Here is a 19,699-nt window from a genome sequence, read left to right on the forward strand (position 1 = left end):
AAAAGCTCGCAATCAAGCGCTACACAGTACATCTGCGCGACCGACTGCAGTGGCTAAATCAGGGCAATAATTTTCCCTTCCCAAAGTCACCAGTAGACCCGCACGCTCCATTTTTGCCATCACGGTGGCGTTGGCTTCACAAATTAAAACTTTTACACCACGCGCTCGCAACTCGCCAATGGCCTCATCCAGCGCCTGCAATCCGGTCATATCAACAAAAGGAACACGCAACAATCGAATCACCAAGACTCTGGGATCGGTGTGCGTCTCAGCCAATACCCGCTCAAAATTCTCTACCGCGCCAAAGAAAAAGGGCCCTTCAATGGCATACACCAACACACCCTCAGGCAATTTCATCAAACCTTGCTGAATCAATTCCACACCGATTTGGCGCTCATCTTGCGGTAAGACTTCCACCGACATCGACATCCGACGCAAGAAATGCAGCGTTGCCAAAATCACACCGATATTGACTGCAACGACCAAATCGGCAAAAACAGTCAACACAAAAGTAATCAATAAAATGGCGACATCTGCACGCGGCGCATGTGTGAGCATATGGATAAAATGCTTCACTTCGCTCATATTCCACGCCACCACAAACAAAATCGCCGCCAATGCAGCGAGCGGAATCGACGCGGCCAGCGGGGCAAGAAACAAAATAATCAGCAGTAAAGTAATCGCATGAAAAATTCCCGCCAACGGGCTCGTACCGCCATTGCGAATATTGGTCGCAGTGCGCGCAATCGCACCCGTCGCAGCAAAGCCGCCAAATAGGGGCGTAATGATATTGGCGATTCCTTGCCCGACTAACTCTTGATTGGAATCATGCCGCGTGCCAGCCATCCCATCGGCGACGACAGCCGAGAGCAATGATTCAATCGCCCCCAGCATCGCAATCGTGAATGCGGGGCCGATTAAACTGATGAGCTGGCTGGCGGTAAATTGTGGCACGGCAAATTCCGGCAAACCTTGCGGAATTCCACCAAACGCCGAGCCTATCGTCGCCACACCGTCAAAATGAAATAGCGCTTGCAAGCTTGTTGCGACGACCATCGCCACTAAGGGTCCAGGAATTTTTCTTAGATACGGTAATTTTGGCGTCAACAGCACTAGTAGCAAACTTAAAACGCCCAAAATACTCGTCGCCCAATGCAGCTCGGGCAACACTTGCAAGGTATGCCAAAACTTTTCGTGAAAATGCTCGCCCACCACTTTTGGTAGGCCAAAAAACGAGCCCCACTGACCAATCCAGATAATCACGCCAATCCCTGCGGTAAAACCCACAATCACTGGCGCAGGGATGAATTTGATCACGCCTCCAAGTTTAGCGAGGCCAAGCAACAGTAAAATCACACCCGCCATCATCGTGGCAATTTGCAAACCGACCACGCCATATTGCGCGGTAATTCCCGACAAAATAACGATAAACGCGCCCGTTGGCCCCGCAATTTGCAGCCGGCTACCGCCAAAAACCGAAACCAAAAAACCAGCAATAATCGCGGTATAAATGCCCTGCTCTGGCTTCACACCTGAAGCAATCGCAAACGCCATCCCTAAAGGCAAAGCCACCACACCCACAATCAGCCCTGCGACCATATTGGGAAGCCAATGTTTTTTTGCTAAGAAACCATTTTTTTGAGCAGAGAGGAGCGCAATCACAATATGACCTGCTATTGCAGAAGGGATAGTGCAGTTTAGTCCAGCCCTTCAGAATTTCCCTGCGCTACATCACTAAAATCAACGAAACGAATTTGAATCTCAAACGTTGAATCAGAACAAGGAACATGGCGGCAAACAACCGTGATTCGAAAGCACTTACTTACTTTATGAGCTGAACATGCGATGATGTCGCCCAATTTGAATTCCTAAAGTGCCTAGGCGTGACCAATTCTGACAGCCCATCTTTTGCTGATTTATTCGCCGAAACCCTCAGCGGGAAACCGTTTGTGTACGAAGAAGGTGACGAGGTTTCGTTGATGTTTGACCTAACCACCGTGCAAAGCCGGATGAAGCGCAGTGCACCGCAAGACTTAGTGCTTGGGTATACGCGCAGCATGCTTGCTTTTGAATTGCTACGAAGCAATACCCATCACATCGGTATGATTGGTTTGGGCGGTGGCTCACTGGCCAAGTATTGTTATCACTATTTGCCCGAATCCACGATTCACGTTGCCGAAATCAATGCCGGGGTGATTGCGCTACGCGATCGCTTTGCAATTCCAGAAAACAACGCTCGACTAAATATTGAATGTATCGATGGCGCGGTCTGGTTGAAAAAACAGCTCAAGCGTACTAACAAACCTATGGACGCCTTGCTGGTCGATGCCTATGGCAAGGAAGGTATGCCGGAGAGTTTAGCAACGGCGCAGTTTTTCGACGATTGCCGTGCAGCATTGGCGCCCAGTGGCGTGCTGGTGGTCAATCTATGGGGGAGCGACGCTAGGTTTGATAGTTATTACCAGCGTATCCGTACCGTGTTTGATGGCTCAGCGATTGCAATCGGTGCCGATGGCTGCGCCAATCGCTTGGTGTTGGCGGTCAATAGTCGCAGCTTCCCACCCGCGATTCGGCCCATCATGAATCGAGCGCAACAGATTGCCAGCAACCACAGCGTCGACATGCCTGCGCTAGCACGCCGAATCGAACGAGCGCTGCGTAATCCCGATGGACTTGAACCTGCGAATCGCCACGTTGAAGGCCGCGGATAATTAAGCAAGCCAAGCAAAATGATGACTTGGCCTTGTGAGATTAAAAGCCAGCTAAAACGACTTTACCTTTGGTATTGCCACTTTCAATCAAGGCATGTGCCTGCTGCAGATTACGAGCATTAATCGCACCCAAAACTTGATTCGCCGTGCTCCGAATTACACCAGCATCAACTAAATCCGCAACTTGATTCAGTAAATGATGTTGCTCAATCATATCTGGAGTTTGATACAGCGCCCGTGTAAACATCAACTCCCAATGCAAAGACACGCTTTTTCGCTTGAGTTTGCTGATGTCTATCGGTGCGGGATCATCAATTAAACCAAATTTTCCCTGCGGTGCAATGCATTCAACAATTTGCTCAAAATGCTGATCCGTTTGATTCAAACTCACGATATGGCTGACCTGATTAATCCCAATTCGCTGCAACTCTTCACGCAACGGTTTGCTGTGATCAATCACCTCGTGTGCGCCCAATTCGCGAACCCATGCTTGCGTCTCTGGGCGTGATGCCGTGGCAATCACTTTAATGCCGGTTAATTGACGAGCAAGTTGAATCATAATCGAGCCAACTCCACCAGCCGCACCAATAATCAATAGTTGCTGATCATGATTCTGCTGATCCTTAGCAATTTTCAAACGATCAAATAACATTTCCCATGCAGTAATTGCAGTTAATGGTAATGCCGCCGCTTCAGCAAAATCTAAACTGACCGGCATTTTGCCCACGATGCGTTCATCAACCAATTGCAATTCAGCATTACTACCATTTCGACTAATATCGCCGGCATACCAAACCCGATCACCAGGCTTAAATAATGTCACATCGGGGCCCACAGCACCTACAACCCCCGTCGCATCCCAACCTAATACCTTCCACTGCCCTGCCGCGGCAGTAACGCCTTTTCTAATTTTTGTATCCACTGGATTAACAGAAACTGCATGCACAGCAACTAATAAATCATGCCCCTGCGGCGTTGGTACTGCTTGATTGATATCCTGTAATACAGATGCCTCACCGGCATTTTGATAAGCAATCGCTTTCATGGTGTTCTCCTTTAGTAGTGCTCTCTTGAACTCGATATATCGTTAAGCAATTAGATTGAGCCGATAGATTTTCAAATCGATAATTCGACCTGATAATGCCACACCCAACTGATCCATATGTGCGCTGACTAAATGGCGCTCTAACGCGAGTTCATCCTGCCAGCGCTCGACCATAATCCAGCGAGTTGAGCTAGCTTGGTCTTGAGTTAACTCATATTGCAAGCAGCCACCCTCAGCCCGGGTAGGTAGCAACATGTCACGTAAAGCAAGTTCGACTTCATCATTAAACTCTGGTTTCGCGTCAATGACGGCAATCACTGGTAATGTCATGCTATAGCCCCATCCTGCTTTAAATTTACGGTCGGATAATCAATGTAACCTTTTTCATCACCACCAAATAATTGGCTGGGTTCTAAATCTGCCAATGGAAGTTGATGTGCAAGACGAGCTGGAAAATCTGGATTGGCAACAAAGGGTCGACCAAATGCCACTAAGTCGGCAAAACCTGCCTCGATCACAGCTTCCGCTTTGTTTGCATCATATCCACCCGCCACAATAATTGAGCCCTTAAATACGGCTCGTAACTGCGTACGAAATTCAGTCGGCACTTGCGGCGCATCATCCCAATCGGCCTCTGCAAGATGCAAATACGCCACGCCCAAATCATTCAGCTGAGTTGCCGCCTGCAAAATCGTCGGAATAATTTCAGGGCAATTCATGCCGCGCCCTGTAATAAACGGCGCCAAACGCACACCAACGCGCTCAGTGCCAATTTCTTCGGCAATCGCTTCGCTAATTTCAAGTAAGAATCGAAGACGATTTTCAGTGCTACCGCCATACTCATCGGCGCGATGATTTGAAGTCGTACGCAAGAATTGATCAATCAGATAACCATTCGCACCATGAATTTCTACCCCATCAAATCCAGCGGTCATCGCGTTTTTTGCCGCTTGCCGATAGTCATCAATAATCGCTTTGATCTCAGTATGCGTGAGCACACGCGGTATCGGGCAATCGACCATCGCACCCACGCCCTGCTCATTTACGATCCACACCTGAGCTTCTGGGTTAAGCGCTGACGGGGCAACCGGCAATGCACCATCATGAAAGACGGAGTGCGACATCCGACCCACATGCCAAAGTTGAATAAACATTTTCCCACCCGCCGCATGCACCGCATCTGTTACCTCACGCCAGCCGGTAATTTGTGCTTCGCTATAGATACCGGGAGTAAAACTATAACCCTGCCCTTGCCGCGAAATCTGACTCGCTTCAGAAATGATCAAGCCTGCAGATGCCCGCTGCGCATAGTAAGTCGCCATCATGGCATTCGGAATATCGCCAGGCTGCGTCGTGCGACTACGCGTCATGGGGGCCATCACGATGCGGTTTTGCAAAGCCACATTCTTTAATTGCCAAGTATTTAATAAGTTTTTCATTTGACGATCCTTGTGGTCCATGAGCGCAGATAAGTTCATCCAATCTGCTTAGATTGCCCTGCTTGCGAATATGAAATGATCATATCAGTTATATAAATTTGATAAACAACCTACAATTAGAATCACTTTCAAACTATTGTTGATAATTAACTTATTGGGGCTGTGGCTGATGAAAATTGTGCGCGAGTTAGAAATTTTTATTCGTACCGCGAAAACAGGAAGTCTCTCAGAAGCGGCACGCCTACTCGATCTCACTCCTGCTGCAACCAGCGCGGCGGTGAAACGACTTGAAGAAGAGCTAAAAACAACGCTGTTTGTTCGCTCTACGCGAAGTTTGCGCTTAACCCCAGCTGGACAACTTTTTTTGGATCAATGCGAACCTGCAGTGCAGATGATTATGGACGCCTGCCAAGCCGCACAATCAGGCGATACGGTTTTGCGAGGCATTTTACAAATCTCACTACCATCCGACTTTGGGCGAAATATCGTTCTGCCTTGGCTAGATGAGTTCCAAAACCAATATCCTCAGATCAAACTTCGGGTGGCCATGTCTGATCGACTCGCCGATCTATTTCGTGAACAGGTTGATTTGGCGCTACGCTATGGCAGTTTGCCCGATTCAAATATGGTGGCCTTATCGATAGCCCCAAATAATCGACGTATTCTTTGCGCTGCACCATCTTACCTTGATCGCAGAGGAATACCCTCCACGCTAGAGGACTTGGCCAATCACAATTGTCTCTGCTTCATGCTGGGAGAATATGTTTATGATCACTGGCGATTTGATTTAAATGGGCAAGAAGTCTCGATTCAAGTCCAAGGTGACCGCGTTTCTTTAGATGGTGATGCTGTTCGACGTTGGGCGTTGGCGGGATTTGGTATTGCGTATAAATCGCAACTCGATGTCGCCGAAGATATTCGCTGCGGTCGTTTAATTCAAGTTTGCCCAGAGTGGCTTGGCGAAGCAGCTCCGCTCAACTTACTGTGCGCCAATCGCCGTCAAGTCAGCCCCGTTGTTCAGGCGTTGCAACTATTTTTACAGCAAAAATGTGTCGAGCTGATTCAAACCTAGGTAGGAGACTGAAGCTAGAGATAACTAAGTTGTTGCGATAAATGAAGTAGCACACCACGAGGCAAATCTAGCATACAATTTACCAGAACTTACCCATATCCATCAGCAAGAGAAATTATTTACAACGGGGTAGCAGATATGAAAAACATCATCGCTTGCACAACACGGCCCTATCAAATGTTGCCATTTGCTGCTGCCTGCGAACAGATTGCCGCAGCAGGATTCAGTGAACTCGCCGTGTATTACAGTGCCAGCGGTCTGGATCAATACGTCCTTCCCGTCAGCGCAGACAGCACCAGCAGTGAGATCGCCGCAGCCCGAAATGCTGCAGCGGCCGCTGGGGTTAAATCCGCCATGCTCTTGGGTTATAGCCATCCAGAGTTAGGCTTAGCAAAAGCCATCGCTGAATATAAACGCCTGATCGATAATGCGTCTGCACTGGGTGCGCAATGGTTACTGGATTGCGGTATCGATGATTTAAATTTGCGTCACGATTACTACGAATTGATGCGCCAAGTTGCACCTCACGCCGCGCAGGCCGGCATCCAAATTTCTCTGAAGCCACACGGCGGCATCACGCTCAGCCTGCAGGATCTACTGCAAGCACAGCAAGAAATCGACCATCCCGCGTTTAGTTTGTGCTTTGACCCTGGCAATCTCATCTATTACAGCAATGGTGCGATCAAACCCGAAGACTGCATCACACCTCTCTTGCCATGGCTAAGCACCGGCATTATTAAGGATTGTGTTATTAATGCAACAGGGCCCGATGTCGCTATTACGGCAGGCGAAGGATTGGTCGATTTTCGCCAAACATTGTCTGAACTCGTGAAAGGAGGCTTTACAGGACCGCTGTATATTGAATGCGTCGGTGGGACTGAGTTAGCCGAGATTGACCGCAATGTACGGGCGACCCAACAATTTATTGGCCAACTCCTCGCCGAACTGGCTTAAATCAAACGTGCTTTTATGCAACTCATAAAAAAGCCCAAGCTCAGCTTGGGCTTTTTTCAACTACGACTATCTCACCCCATGCATCATTTTCTGCAGCGGTTTACTTGCCAATAACAAGATGCCACCTGCTGTTAAGGACATCGCGACAAAGAGCATAAAGAACTCATGCAGGTTGCTGATCGTGAAGCCCATGAATGAAGGAAATGGTTTGCCAGCTTCTGGATAAAAGCCAGCCAAAATACCTGCAAACCAATTTGCCGCTGCATTGGCCAAAAACCAAACAGCCATTAGGAGCGAAGCTAAACGCGCTGGAGCCAGTTTATTCACTAATGAAAGACCAATTGGCGACAAGCACAACTCGCCCATCGTATGCAGCCAATACATCGTAATCAGCCACAGCATCGACACTTTCATACCATCGCCAATGCCATCCACACCCAGTGCAATCACAACGTAGCCCAAACCGAGCAAAATCAAGCCCCACGCCATTTTGGTTGGCGATGCGGGTTCGCGACCTTTCGCAGACAAACTCATCCACAAGCGCGCCATAATCGGCGCAAAGATCAATACAAATACTGGATTGAGCGACTGAAACCATGAAGCAGGCACTTCAAAACCCATAATCATTCGATCTGTAGATTCGCGCGCAAAGAAGGTCAGTGACACGCCCGCTTGCTCAAAAGCAGACCAAAAGAAAATCACAAAGAAGGACAACACGCCAATCACAGCCATACGCTGGATATCGATGGTCGACAGAGACGTATCGACTTGGGCTTTTTCAGCCGCAGTCAGCCGTTTTGGTGGCAACCCTAGCAATTCACCGGATGGCGATAATAAATATTTCTTTTTAAAACTTTGAAATACCACCAGAGACATCAACATGCCAGTGCCTGCAGCCAAGAAGCCCCAGCGAAAATCGGCCGGATTACCCGTATCGCCCAAAGTACCGCATATCAGTGGCGCGGCAAAGGAGCCGAGGTTAATCCCCATATAAAAAATCGTATACGCGGCGTCTTTGCGGGAGTCATTCGGCTCGTACAATTGCCCCACCATGGTGGAGATATTGGGTTTAAAAAAACCATTCCCAATACAAATCAAACCCAGCCCAGAATAAAAGAAAGGTAAAGCCACGGATAAATCGGTATAAAACGAGCCAGCAAAAAACAGCATAAACTGCCCTGCGGCCATCAATAAACCACCGACTAAAATCGAACGGCTATTACCCCAATAGCGATCAGCCACAAAGCCACCAATCAGTGGCGTAAGAAACACCAAACCCGTGTATTGTCCGTACAGTGCAGCGGTAAAATGCTTGTCGAACGACAAGGCTGAAATCATGAATAGAGCAAGTAATGCGCGATTACCGTAATACGAAAATCGCTCCCACATTTCGGTGGCAAAAAGTAGGTAGAGCCCTTTCGGGTGTGCTTGTGTTGCAGACATAAGGTGCTCGCTTTTAAATCAAACTGCATAGAACTTAATTGAATTTGGTCCTATTTGGATAGTCTAGACGTGAATACTCACGCCGTTTTCCAGCAAAGTCTGACGAATCGCAAGAGTTTGAGCGACTGCATTAGGGTTATCACCATGGATACAAATCGATTGAACTTGCCCCACCAAAGCCAAAGCCTGCGCCTTCACTTGTGCTAAATCAGTCAATACGGCCCCATCTTGCTCTCTCGGCATTAAAGTGCCATTGGGCAAATAAGCACGATCAGCAAAGCCTTCCGCAATCGTCGTCAAACCTCGCGCAGCCGCAGCTTGAATTAAGCAGCTTCCTGCTAAGGCCATTACTGCTAGATCAGGATCAATCTCAAAAATCAATTGAGCGATTTGATCGGCCAACTCTGGATTGACCGCCGCATCGTTATACAAAGCACCATGCGGTTTCACGTAAGAGACTGAAATCCCATCTTCGATACAGACCGCTTTTAATGCCCACAGCTGAGCCGTAATACTAAACACCAATTTTGAAGGATCAATTTGCATTGAGCGCCGACCAAAGTGCGCTCGGTCTGGATAACTTGGATGCGCACCAATACGCACGCCATGAGCGTGCGCCAAGTGCACCGCATTGCGCATCGAATCCACATCACCCGCATGCCCACCGCACGCAATATTGGCCGAGGTAATCAAAGGCATTAGTAGTGAGTCAAAATCACCGCCTTCACCTAAGTCGGCATTTAAATCGATGAACATACTATCCTTTGGATTTGACTGAGCCATGTTTGCTGAGCGCGTAAGGCTAGCACAGCTTCATTGGCATCAACCATCTTAAATTGTATTTTATCGTTGGCACGGCACTGCCCAGCCAGCCATAAATCAGCCTGAATCACTTGCCCAACAATCGGGTAGCCACCGGTGGTTTGCACATCAGCTAACAATAAAATGGGTAAACCATTGGGTGGTAGCTGTATCGTTCCCGCAAACACGGCCTGAGAAGCCATTTCAATGGGTATTGCCATCTCAAGCATACTACCTAATAGCTTTACCCCCATACGGTCACTTTGTCCACTGACTTGCCAATGGTTGTTTTGAAAAAAACGCTGAGCCTCTGCGGATAAATTACGCCATTGCGGCCCGCGCATCACACGCAGTTGTGACCGCCATTGTGGTGCAGCAATCGCCACTGACAATCGTTGATTTGGCGTTTTCGATTTCGCTAGCAAGACATCGCCAGCTCGCAAAGCACGGCCAGCTATACCACCCAATCGTGCAGACAATAGCGTAGAGCGACTACCCAAGACCTGCGGCACATCCACGCCACCTAAGAGCGCAAGATAAGAACGCATCCCACGTACGGGCGCTTCTAACTTGAGCGTTTGCCCCGCTTGTGCACGCTGGCGTGAGTAGGGCAGCAAGGGTTTTTCATCCAACTGAGCGGCGCAATCGGCGCCTGTCAACGCAAAATCAGTTTCTGTCAAAAAACGCAGCTGCACACAACCCAAAGTCATTTCAATACAAGCTGCTTCAGGCGAATTACCCAATAGGAGATTGGCTAAAGCAAAAGAAAGTAGATCAGCAGCACCAGCCTGAGGCACGCCCCAATGGGCGGTATTGCTGTGGCCAATATCTTGTACCGTACTTTGCACACCAGCACGAATAACTTCGAACCCGCTACTCATGCTTCAATACTCACGGCAATAAAGCGAACTTGATCCCCTGCTTGCAATAAACTCGGTGGCGACTTTTCTGCATCAAACAAAGTCACATCGCAATGACCGATTAATTGCCAGCCTCCGGGACTGGAACTCGGATAAATGCCTGTCTGTTGACCACCAATACCAACACTCCCTGCAGGCACATGAGTCCGTGGACTCGCTCGCCGTGGGCAAGCCAAGGAATTGGGCAAACCCGCTAAATACGGAAAACCTGGCAAAAATCCAATACACAAAACATCATAAATCTTCGCAGAATGAAGCTCAGCTACTTCAACGCAGCTTAGCCCTGCATGAGCCGCCACCACGGCCAAATCAGGCCCATGTTGCCCGCCATAACGAACCAGCAACTCATGCAAACGCGGCCGAACTTGCCGAAGACTAGCGCTGTTGAGATACAGCGTTTTTAATTCAGTCGCTAACTGGTGACCGCTTGTCTGCAATGGATTAAATCGAAAGGTCAAATTGCCCACGCCCAATACCGCAGCCAAGACATCACCACGAAGCAAGGCTGCAGCTTGTGTCGCTAATAGCCGTGCTTGCTCTGCTTCACCAGCCACAAGGACCAGCGCAGCTTCACCAAGCGGGTAAAGTTGTATTTGATCCAATAACTGAATCGTTTCTGCTGTATTTTGCAATTTATTCGCCATAATTAAATGATTATTTCTGATACGTGTATTCATGTCCAACGCTGACACAGACCACTTCATTCATCCCGAGCAATTACAAATCGGTTTATTTATCCAATTGGATTTGCATTGGATGGAGCATCCGTTCACGTTTGGTAGTTTCAAAATCAAGTCAGCCGATCAAATTGAAACACTTAAAAAATTAGGCCTGAAGCAAATTCGTTACTCGCCGATCAAAAGCGATGTATCACCTTTGGCCATTGCTCCCCCTGAGGCAAACCCTGTAATTACAGAATTACCAACACCTATTGTCGAAGCTGAGCCAGAGCCGGATCCAGCTCTGCAAGCACTGCTTGAGGCAAAGCGAGCGCGGCTCAAGCAACACGAACATCGCCAAGTGCAGCTTGATGCCTGCGAAAAAGCATTCGGGCAAGCGGCCAAAGTCGTGCGCAATATCAATGCACAGATTCATACCCAACCCAAAGAAACCGTCGCTGCCGCCGATGAATTAGTCGGGAAAATGCTCGATTCACTGTTATCTGACAGCGATATCGCCATTCATCTCATGAACGGCAAAGCCGCGGGTGATGACAGCTACTTTCACTCACTCAATGTTTCGGTATTAGCACTGATGCTAGGTCGCGAAATGAAATTGTCTCGAGAACAAATCCGCATTTTGGGTTTGGCCTCATTATTTCATGACATCGGCAAAAGCGAAGTGCCCGATCGAATTTTACTCAAAACTGAAGGACTCAACCGCGCTGAACAGGCGATTGTCGAGCAGCATTGCCAATGGGGAGTTGAGGCTGGTCATCGTGCAGGCCTTGAAGTCGGCGTATTAAAAGTCATCGCCCAGCATCATGAAATGTGTGACGGAACAGGCTATCCCCACAAACTCGCGATAGACAAAATAGACCCACTCGCGCGTATTTTGGCACTCGTCAATACTTACGACAATTACTGCAATAAAATCAACTCCGCTCAGTCACTCACGCCACACGAGGGTTTAGCACTGATGTTCGCGCATCAAAAGGCCAAATTTGACCCCGTGCCGCTCAATCACTTTATCAAATGCTTGGGTGTATATCCGCCTGGTACCTTAGTGATGTTGTCCAACGAATGTTATGGCCTCGTTGTTTCAGTGAATGCGTCTCGCCCACTTAAACCCCAAGTGCTGGTATTTGATCCAGAAAATACGCCCAATGAATCAATCGTACTGGATTTAGAATTTGAAAAAGGGCTCAACATCAGTAAATCAATCAAAGTCGCGCAATTACCGCGTGACGCCGCTTTTTTCTTAAGCCCCAAAAAGCGCATGACTTACTTTTTTAGCCCAAGTGAACCGACATGACGCTCTCTGCCCAACATCTACTCGACGCCTGTTCGACCGCAGTACTGGCTGTTACGCCCAGCGATGGCCTTATCGTAGCCGCCAATCAAGCGTGTGAAGAGTTACTTGGCTACGACGTACAGAGCTTAATTGGTCGGCCCATCACTGATATTGAAGTTGGACTGCAAGACTTATTTTTCTGGGAAGAAATTCGCGAAGGCGGCTGTAGTAATACCAGCAACGTCGAAGGTGAATACCGTCATGAAAACGGGCATTTTCTTCAAGTTCGTAAATCTGTCCGCTGTATTGACGACGAAGGTCAGCTATTGTGCGTTATTTCGGTCAATGACATCAGCCATGCCAAACAAGTCGAAATAGACTCGGCCCTTGCATCGTCTTTATTGGCCGCGACCCTCGAATCGACAGCCGATGGGATCTTGGTTACGGATTTAGACGGCAATATTCGTAATTTTAATCATCAAGTCCCCAAAATCTGGCATTGGCAAATGGCACAAGGCGTGTCGGGCAACGCTTTGTTTTTACACATTGAAAACCAATTACTCGACCCAGCTCAATTTCGTGAATGGTTAGATGAGCTCTACAACGACCCCTACCTAGAATCTCAGCTTTCTTGTGCGCTACGGGATGGTCGATTTTTTGATTTAAGCAGCCGCCCACAACGACTTGGTGACACCCCCGTAGGGCGCCTGTTTGGCATACACGATATCAGCGCAATTAAACACAATGAAAATGAATTAAGAATTGCGCGCGACGGCGCCCAAGCAGCGAGTAAAGCTAAATCCGATTTTCTATCGCATATGAGCCACGAATTACGCACACCGCTCAATGCCATTTTGGGCTTTGCTCAAATCATCAGCACCGATCAAGATTATAACCAGCGAGAGCTGGGCAGCTATATCTCTAAAGCAGGACGCCACTTACTTGAGCTGATCAATGAAGTCCTTGATTTAGCCAGTATTGAAGCCGGCAAATTGGCCTTGCGTGATGAAGCAGTCGATTTGGCTCTGATAGTTCACGATTGCCTTGAGCTTACCCAAAATTTGGCCATTGAAAAAAATGTAACCTTATTGCAAACACAGATGCCTAATTCGCGATTTATGGTGCAAGGCGATGCACGGCGGATCAAACAAATTTTGCTGAATTTTGTTAGCAATGCGATTAAATATAATCGCCAGCAAGGCACTGTAGAAATGACCGTCACCCATTCATCTCATCGCTCATGGCGTTTGATGGTTAGCGATACTGGGCGTGGCATTAGCTTGGAAGACCAAGCCAAGTTATTTCAACCCTTTAGTCGAGTAGGTAACCATGCCGATAATATCGAAGGCTCGGGTATTGGACTTGCCTTCACCCAACGCCTCGCAGGGCTGATGCAGGGTGAAGTTGGATTTTCGAGCACGATAAATGTAGGGAGTCGTTTTTGGATTGACTTGCCTTGCGCCAAAGGGCTAACGCAAAAAAATACGGCGATTGAAACACTGCAATGCGCTGGTGGGCAGCGTACTGTGTTGTACATTGAAGACGACCCACTTTCACAAAAATTGCTGCAAGCCATTTTTAAACAGCAGCGCCCCAACTACAGCATTTTGATTGCGGGTACGGGTCAAGACGGACTCATGTTTGCACAGTCTCAACACCCCGACATCATCTTGCTTGATCAACACTTGCCTGACGCCAGCGGCTTTGCGATCTTGGAGCAGTTACGCTCCAGCAACCAAACCCGCTCGATTCCAGTAGTTGCCCTGTCTGGTGATACCTTAGAAGAAGACATTCAAAAAGCACTGCAGCTTGGGTTTGATGCCTACATTACCAAACCATTGGATATCAAAACTGCCTTACCGCTAATCGACAAAATACTAGGCAATACAATAGAGGGGTATCAGGTTAAATCCAATGATTAGCAATTGCTTGATTAGAATACCCCATGTCGGTTTAAGGCCCAAACGATATGTTCACGCACCATGTCATCAGAACTAGTCTGCCGCGCTTGCAGCGACTGAATGATTTCAGCGGAAGTCTTGGCATTACCCAAGCCCACCGCCAAATTGCGTAACCATGCGGCATAACCAATTCGATAAATAGGGCTACCCGCCATTTTCTGGGTAAATTCTTGCTCGGACCAAGCAAATAATTCCAGCAAAGTGGCATCATCCAAGCCATGCCGAATCGCAAAATCAGTTTCTGGGCTCGCCGCCGCAAAACGATTCCACGGGCAAACCAACTGGCAGTCATCGCAGCCATACACTCGATTGCCAATCATGGAACGAAACTCGACCGGAATCGCGCCTTTCAATTCAATCGTCAAATACGAAATACAGCGCCGCGCATCAACCGTGTACGGTGCAACAATGGCCTGCGTTGGACAGACATCAATACAGGCCGTGCATTTGCCACAATGCTCTTTGGGTAATGGCGGATCGACTGGCAGCGGCAAATCAATCAAAAGTTCGCCCAAAAAGAAAAATGAACCATAATCGCGGTTAATCAATAAGCTATGCTTGCCCCGCCAACCGTTGCCGCCTTGCTTAGCTAACTCGACTTCAAGAATCGGCGCTGAGTCAACAAAAACACGGTGTCCGTGCTCGCCAATAACAGCGGTAATTTTATCAGCCAACTGCTGCAGACGAGCGCGCAAAACTTTGTGATAATCACGCCCCAAAGCATAACGCGAAATATAGGCTTTATTGGTATCGGCTAGAACGCTTTCAGGATCAACGCCCCCAGTCAAATACGGCATAAAAACTGTAACTGCTGTCAGTGTACCCGGCACTAATTCTGCTGGTCGGGCACGTTTTAATCCATGCCTTGCCATATAATCCATTTCGCCGTGATACCCTGCCGCGAGCCATTGCGTCAAACCCGCTTCGGCGTGGCTTAAATCAATGCTCGCAATCGCAGCACGCGCAAAACCCAGCTCTAGCGCCCAATCTTTAATCGATTGCGCTAAATCCACATAATTTAAATGATCGAGTGATGGATGTATAAATTCAGTCATATCGCAAATGATACCGCGTTCAGCGCGTTTTTAAGTGATGAAGACGCCACAATCGAATTTGGCCGTCGCTTGGCGCGTTCACTCAAACCGGGCATGGTCGTATTTCTAGAAGGCGATTTGGGCGCAGGCAAAACCACGCTCACCCGTGGCATCTTGCGCGGCTTCGATTTTACCGGCCGCGTCAAAAGCCCAACTTATACCTTGGTTGAGCCTTACTCTTTGCTTGGACTTAATCCGGATTCTAAATTATACTTTTATCACTTTGATTTATATCGGTTTAATGATCCTAGTGAATGGGAAGATGCTGGATTTAGAGACTATTTCAATTCTGAGTCCATCTGTTTAATTGAATGGGCCGATAAAGCCAGCGGCCAATTGCCGACCCCCGATTGGATTATCCAACTTCAGCCCGAATCGACAGGCCGAAGTATTTTATTAAGCGCCACCAGTGAGTTAGGCCAAACATGCCAGAACGCTTTGACCTTAGCAGCGAAGTAAATCCCGCTTTTCAACTTAAGCGCCGCGATGTGCTGCGCGCAGCGGCGGCAACACTGATTCTTTCTGTGAGCCCAATTAGCTTAGCAGCTGCTGCCAGCATCGTTGCCGTTCGCGTTTGGCCTTCAGAGGCCTACACTCGCGTGACAATTGAATCTTCTGAGCCACTCACCTTTAATCAATTTTTAGTAAAAGATCCAGAACGTTTAGTTGTCGATCTGAACGGTATCGATTTAAACAGTGAATTGCAAAGCCTCTCTAGCAAAGTCGGTGGTGACGATCCGTATATCAAACTCCTACGAGCGGGCCGCAACAAACCAGGCACAGTACGTTTGGTACTAGATCTAAAAGCGCAAGTCAGCCCACAAGTCTTCACACTCGAACCGTTTGGCGAATACAAACATCGACTCGTGATTGATTTGTACCCAACGGTGCAAAATGATCCGCTGTTGGCGCTACTCAACGATATGGTTAAACCCAACGTCAGCAATCAAATCACAAGTAAACCAGTAGAAACAAAAGCCTCTGAATCGAAAATAGACCAAGCCAAAGCCTCTGAACCTAAACAAGCAGAGAGCGCATCGGTTGATCGTAGCAAACTCAAAGTAGACCGCCTGATTACTGTCGTACTCGACCCTGGTCATGGCGGTGAAGATCCGGGCGCTGTTGGCCCTGCTGGCACACATGAAAAAGCGGTCGTACTACAAATTGCAAAAAGGCTCAAAAACCTATTGAGCGAAGATCCGAACGTACGCGTGGTATTAACACGCGATGGCGATTATTTTGTGCCGCTCGGTGTTCGCGTCAAAAAAGCTCGGGCAGTGAATGCTGATTTGTTTGTGTCGATCCACGCAGATGCGTTTGTGCGTGCCGACGCCAATGGATCGTCGGTCTTTGCCTTATCCGAAGGCGGCGCGACCAGCTCGCATGCACGTTGGTTGGCCCAAACGCAAAACAATGCCGATTTGATCGGTGGCATCAAGATCAAAGCCAGCGACCCATACCTAGCCAAAACCTTGATGGACTTAACCACCACAGCAACGATTAACGACAGCCTGAAACTGGGAAAAGCAATGCTAGGGGAAATTGGTGGGATTAATCGCCTGCATAAACCGAATGTCGAACAAGCCAGCTTTGCTGTACTCAAAGCGCCGGATATTCCATCAATTTTGGTCGAAACTGCGTTTATTTCCAATCCTGCAGAAGAGCAAAAATTAATTTCTGAAGATTACCAACAAAAAATGGCGATTGCTTTGCACAAGGGTATCAAGCGCTATTTTGCTAAAAACCCACCACTGGCTCGTACACGTATCGCACAAAGCTAGTAGGACTTAAAGTTGCGTTCCCAATGCAGCATTAACTGCAGCAATTAACTTGGCAGGGGTAAATGGCTTTACGATTAAGCCTGACGCCCCCAAAGCCAAGGCTTCTTTGACTCTATCTAGCGTAGGCTCGCCAGTCACCATAATCACCTTCGGCGCGGGTTGCAGCTTCAAAAGTTGTGGCAATAAATCAATCCCATTGGAGTCGGGCAAATTGATATCGAGCAAGACCAATGATGGATGTAAATCCATACAAAACTTCAAACCGTCATGAGCATGGGCCGTTTCGCCTAGTACATTAAACTCTAAACGACGCATCAAACTCGCCATTAAATTGCGCAAAATACCGTCATCATCGATCACCACGCAACTTAGTTTTTTGCTCATTTCTTGATTCCCTATGATTAAGAGTTTGCTCACGCTTGGCAAAGCAAACATCAACAAAACCTAGGTGGCTGGTATACTTCGGCCTCACTGTTTTCTAAGCATAGTCCATATTCATGCCGCGTATTCAAAGACTTTCGGATCATTTAGTAAATCAAATTGCCGCAGGCGAAGTCGTTGAGCGCCCAGCCTCAGCACTCAAGGAACTATTAGAAAACAGTATTGATGCGGGCAGCCGCAGTCTGCAAATTGAATTACAAGCGGGCGGCACTAAGCTCATCAAAGTGATTGACGATGGCTGCGGGATTGCCAAAGACGATCTTGAACTCGCACTGCATCGCCACGCCACCAGCAAGATCGCCAGTATGGATGATTTGGCGCAAGTGGCAACACTCGGCTTTCGCGGCGAAGGTTTGGCATCGATTGCATCTGTGTCGCGTCTGAGCTTAACCAGCCGTTTTTCCGATAACGGCCAACTATCACCACACGCTTGGCGCGTCGATGCCGACCACGGACGCATGCTCGATCCTGAGCCTGCCGCACTGGCAGCGGGCACCACGATTGAAGTGCATGACTTGTATCATCAAGTGCCGGCACGCAAAAAATTCCTGAAATCTGACAGCACCGAATACGCGCACTGCGCGGCGATGATTGAACGCTTGGCTCTAGCTAATCCGAACGTGTCTGTCACCGTCATTCATAATGGCAAAGCACAGCAGCGCTGGCTGGCGGGCGATTTAGCCAAACGCGCCGCCGCAATTATTGGTGATGATTTCGTCAACTCTGGCATTGCCGTTGACGAAGGCTTTGGCACCTTGCGTTTGCACGGCATTACTGGCTCACCCACCTTGGGCAAAACCAACCGTGAAGCGCAGTTTTTCTTTGTGAATGGTCGTTTCGTGCGCGACAAAGTCGTGATGCACGCACTGCGTGAAGCCTATCGCGACGTGTTGCACCATAATCTGCATGCTTCATTTTGCTTGTTTTTGGATATGGATCCTGAGGGCGTTGACGTTAACGTTCATCCGACCAAAATTGAAGTTCGCTTCCGTGAAAGCCAAGCCATTTATCGCTTTTTGATCACCAGCCTTTCCAAAGCACTAGCCAAAACCAAAGCCGGCATTACTCCAGAGGGTATTGACACTGAAACAGGAGAAATAAAAGCTTCTGCTGCAATACCCGAAGGTCAAACAAATAGTCAAACTGAGAATAAAAACTATAAGCCGCAAGATTACGCGCAAATGGCCTATCGCCAACAACACATCCCACTCGCCCCAGCGGTAGGCGAGGGGCTTAAAGTCTACGAAACAATGTTTGGCGACTTACGGGCGGGCAAGAATAGCGAACCTCAGCCAGAAGCTGATTCGACAGAAACGACTTACTCTTTTAGCGCTTCGCCCGCTCAGCCGCAAACAGCAGCAAACATAGGCGGTGCAGGTGCATTCACTGGCGCAGAGATCCCAGCGCAATCAAGCCGTGAGGCCGCACCATGGACGATGGCAGCAAGTCATATTCAACGCGCGACGACGCCAGCACTCCCGAAAAACGATGCAAACGGTATTCCGCCGCTCGGTTTTGCCCTTGGGCAACTGCATGGGATTTACATCCTCAGCCAAACTGTCGAAGGGCTGATTGTAGTTGATATGCACGCCGCGCATGAACGCGTGGTGTACGAAAAGCTCAAAACAGCGCTTGATTTAGCTGAAATGCCGATGCAGCCTTTGCTGATTCCGCACGTATTTAGCGCGGACAAATTTGACATCGCCACTGTCGAGGATTTCGGCGACCAACTTGCTGATTTGGGGCTAGAGATTTCAGTTACATCGCCGACGCAGCTGTCTGTTCGTGCGGTACCAATGCTACTGCAAGGCAGTAACCCTGTTGAACTGGCGCAAGCGATGCTCAGAGACATCCGCCAAGTCGGCGTCTCGCAGGTGCTTTCCGGTCGCCGCAATGAGTTACTGGCGACGATGGCCTGCCACGGCTCGGTGCGCGCCAACCGCACCTTAACGATTCCTGAAATGAACGCCCTACTGCGCGAAATGGAAGTAACTGAGCGCAGCGGTCAATGTAATCACGGCCGTCCAACCTGGTTCCGCCTGACAATGAATGATCTCGACAAAATGTTTATGCGGGGACAATAA

General features: G+C 48.5%; 18 protein-coding genes. 8 read left to right on the forward strand and 10 right to left on the reverse strand.

Features of this window, described 5'->3' with window-relative positions; translation table 11 throughout:
• Positions 1–12: 12 nt before the first annotated feature.
• The gene (locus tag K4H28_RS07555; RefSeq protein ID WP_221007759.1) at positions 13–1,662 is read right to left on the reverse strand and encodes a SulP family inorganic anion transporter; all 1,650 of its coding nucleotides are present in this window, start codon (positions 1,660–1,662) and stop codon (positions 13–15) included.
• Between the two features lie 221 nt (positions 1,663–1,883).
• On the opposite strand from K4H28_RS07555, the gene K4H28_RS07560 reads away from it, so the two are divergent.
• A complete protein-coding gene (locus K4H28_RS07560) occupies positions 1,884–2,711 on the forward strand; it encodes a class I SAM-dependent methyltransferase (protein WP_221007760.1) in 828 nt (275 codons plus the stop codon).
• Positions 2,712–2,751: 40 nt separating this feature from the next.
• On the opposite strand, the gene K4H28_RS07565 is transcribed toward K4H28_RS07560, so the two are convergent.
• From K4H28_RS07565 to K4H28_RS07575, 3 genes are read right to left on the reverse strand one after another with little or no spacing between them, the layout of a single operon-like run.
• On the reverse strand, positions 2,752–3,756 hold the full coding sequence (locus K4H28_RS07565) for a zinc-binding alcohol dehydrogenase family protein (protein ID WP_221007761.1): 1,005 nt from the start codon (positions 3,754–3,756) through the stop codon (positions 2,752–2,754).
• A gap of 42 nt (positions 3,757–3,798) precedes the next feature.
• Positions 3,799–4,086 (reverse strand): putative quinol monooxygenase, encoded by a 288-nt coding sequence (locus tag K4H28_RS07570; protein WP_221007762.1) that lies wholly within the window; start codon positions 4,084–4,086, stop codon positions 3,799–3,801.
• Positions 4,083–5,195 (reverse strand): alkene reductase, encoded by a 1,113-nt coding sequence (locus K4H28_RS07575; RefSeq protein WP_221007763.1) that lies wholly within the window; start codon positions 5,193–5,195, stop codon positions 4,083–4,085. Before K4H28_RS07575 ends, K4H28_RS07570 begins: the two co-directional genes overlap by 4 nt.
• 169 nt (positions 5,196–5,364) lie before the next feature.
• On the opposite strand from K4H28_RS07575, the gene K4H28_RS07580 reads away from it, so the two are divergent.
• Together K4H28_RS07580 and K4H28_RS07585 are read left to right on the forward strand one after the other, a co-directional pair.
• Complete coding sequence (locus tag K4H28_RS07580; protein ID WP_221007764.1) at positions 5,365–6,267, forward strand: LysR family transcriptional regulator; 903 nt, start codon at positions 5,365–5,367, stop codon at positions 6,265–6,267.
• Between the two features lie 138 nt (positions 6,268–6,405).
• Positions 6,406–7,221, forward strand: a complete 816-nt coding sequence (locus K4H28_RS07585) for a sugar phosphate isomerase/epimerase family protein (protein ID WP_221007765.1) — start codon at positions 6,406–6,408, stop codon at positions 7,219–7,221.
• Positions 7,222–7,287: 66 nt separating this feature from the next.
• On the opposite strand, the gene K4H28_RS07590 is transcribed toward K4H28_RS07585, so the two are convergent.
• The 4 genes from K4H28_RS07590 to pxpB all read right to left on the reverse strand — a co-directional run bounded on the left by K4H28_RS07590 (position 7,288) and on the right by pxpB (position 11,062).
• Positions 7,288–8,664, reverse strand: a complete 1,377-nt coding sequence (locus K4H28_RS07590) for a peptide MFS transporter (protein WP_221007766.1) — start codon at positions 8,662–8,664, stop codon at positions 7,288–7,290.
• A 63-nt stretch (positions 8,665–8,727) separates the two neighbouring features.
• Positions 8,728–9,420: a 5-oxoprolinase subunit PxpA gene (gene pxpA / locus K4H28_RS07595; RefSeq protein WP_221007767.1), complete on the reverse strand. Its 693-nt coding sequence runs from the start codon at positions 9,418–9,420 to the stop codon at positions 8,728–8,730.
• Complete coding sequence (locus K4H28_RS07600) at positions 9,405–10,346, reverse strand: 5-oxoprolinase subunit C family protein (protein ID WP_221007768.1); 942 nt, start codon at positions 10,344–10,346, stop codon at positions 9,405–9,407. Before K4H28_RS07600 ends, pxpA begins: the two co-directional genes overlap by 16 nt.
• On the reverse strand, positions 10,343–11,062 hold the full coding sequence (gene pxpB / locus K4H28_RS07605) for a 5-oxoprolinase subunit PxpB (protein ID WP_255573653.1): 720 nt from the start codon (positions 11,060–11,062) through the stop codon (positions 10,343–10,345). Before pxpB ends, K4H28_RS07600 begins: the two co-directional genes overlap by 4 nt.
• Here pxpB and K4H28_RS07610 point away from each other — a divergent pair.
• Together K4H28_RS07610 and K4H28_RS07615 are read left to right on the forward strand one after the other, a co-directional pair.
• The gene (locus K4H28_RS07610; protein ID WP_221007769.1) at positions 11,061–12,359 is read left to right on the forward strand and encodes a cyclic di-GMP phosphodiesterase; all 1,299 of its coding nucleotides are present in this window, start codon (positions 11,061–11,063) and stop codon (positions 12,357–12,359) included. The genes pxpB and K4H28_RS07610 overlap by 2 nt on opposite strands.
• Positions 12,356–14,260 carry a PAS domain-containing hybrid sensor histidine kinase/response regulator gene (locus K4H28_RS07615; RefSeq protein WP_221007770.1) on the forward strand — a complete coding sequence of 635 codons (1,905 nt, stop codon included), beginning with the start codon at positions 12,356–12,358 and terminating at the stop codon, positions 14,258–14,260. The genes K4H28_RS07610 and K4H28_RS07615 overlap by 4 nt, the downstream gene beginning before the upstream one ends.
• An 11-nt stretch (positions 14,261–14,271) precedes the next feature.
• On the opposite strand, the gene queG is transcribed toward K4H28_RS07615, so the two are convergent.
• Positions 14,272–15,354: a tRNA epoxyqueuosine(34) reductase QueG gene (gene queG / locus K4H28_RS07620; protein ID WP_221007771.1), complete on the reverse strand. Its 1,083-nt coding sequence runs from the start codon at positions 15,352–15,354 to the stop codon at positions 14,272–14,274.
• On the opposite strand from queG, the gene tsaE reads away from it, so the two are divergent.
• Together tsaE and K4H28_RS07630 are read left to right on the forward strand one after the other, a co-directional pair.
• Positions 15,337–15,852 carry a tRNA (adenosine(37)-N6)-threonylcarbamoyltransferase complex ATPase subunit type 1 TsaE gene (gene tsaE, locus K4H28_RS07625; protein ID WP_221007772.1) on the forward strand — a complete coding sequence of 172 codons (516 nt, stop codon included), beginning with the start codon at positions 15,337–15,339 and terminating at the stop codon, positions 15,850–15,852. The genes queG and tsaE overlap by 18 nt on opposite strands.
• Positions 15,819–17,174 carry an N-acetylmuramoyl-L-alanine amidase gene (locus K4H28_RS07630; RefSeq protein WP_221007773.1) on the forward strand — a complete coding sequence of 452 codons (1,356 nt, stop codon included), beginning with the start codon at positions 15,819–15,821 and terminating at the stop codon, positions 17,172–17,174. The genes tsaE and K4H28_RS07630 overlap by 34 nt, the downstream gene beginning before the upstream one ends.
• 6 nt (positions 17,175–17,180) lie before the next feature.
• Here the strand turns inward: K4H28_RS07630 and K4H28_RS07635 are convergent, their stop codons facing one another.
• Positions 17,181–17,558, reverse strand: a complete 378-nt coding sequence (locus K4H28_RS07635; protein WP_221007774.1) for a response regulator — start codon at positions 17,556–17,558, stop codon at positions 17,181–17,183.
• A gap of 113 nt (positions 17,559–17,671) precedes the next feature.
• Here K4H28_RS07635 and mutL point away from each other — a divergent pair, with 113 nt between their 5' ends.
• A complete protein-coding gene (gene mutL, locus K4H28_RS07640; RefSeq protein ID WP_221007775.1) occupies positions 17,672–19,699 on the forward strand; it encodes a DNA mismatch repair endonuclease MutL in 2,028 nt (675 codons plus the stop codon).

Origin of the sequence: Deefgea tanakiae, from assembly GCF_019665765.1 — a bacterium.
In the GTDB taxonomy this organism is placed as follows: domain Bacteria; phylum Pseudomonadota; class Gammaproteobacteria; order Burkholderiales; family Chitinibacteraceae; genus Deefgea; species Deefgea tanakiae.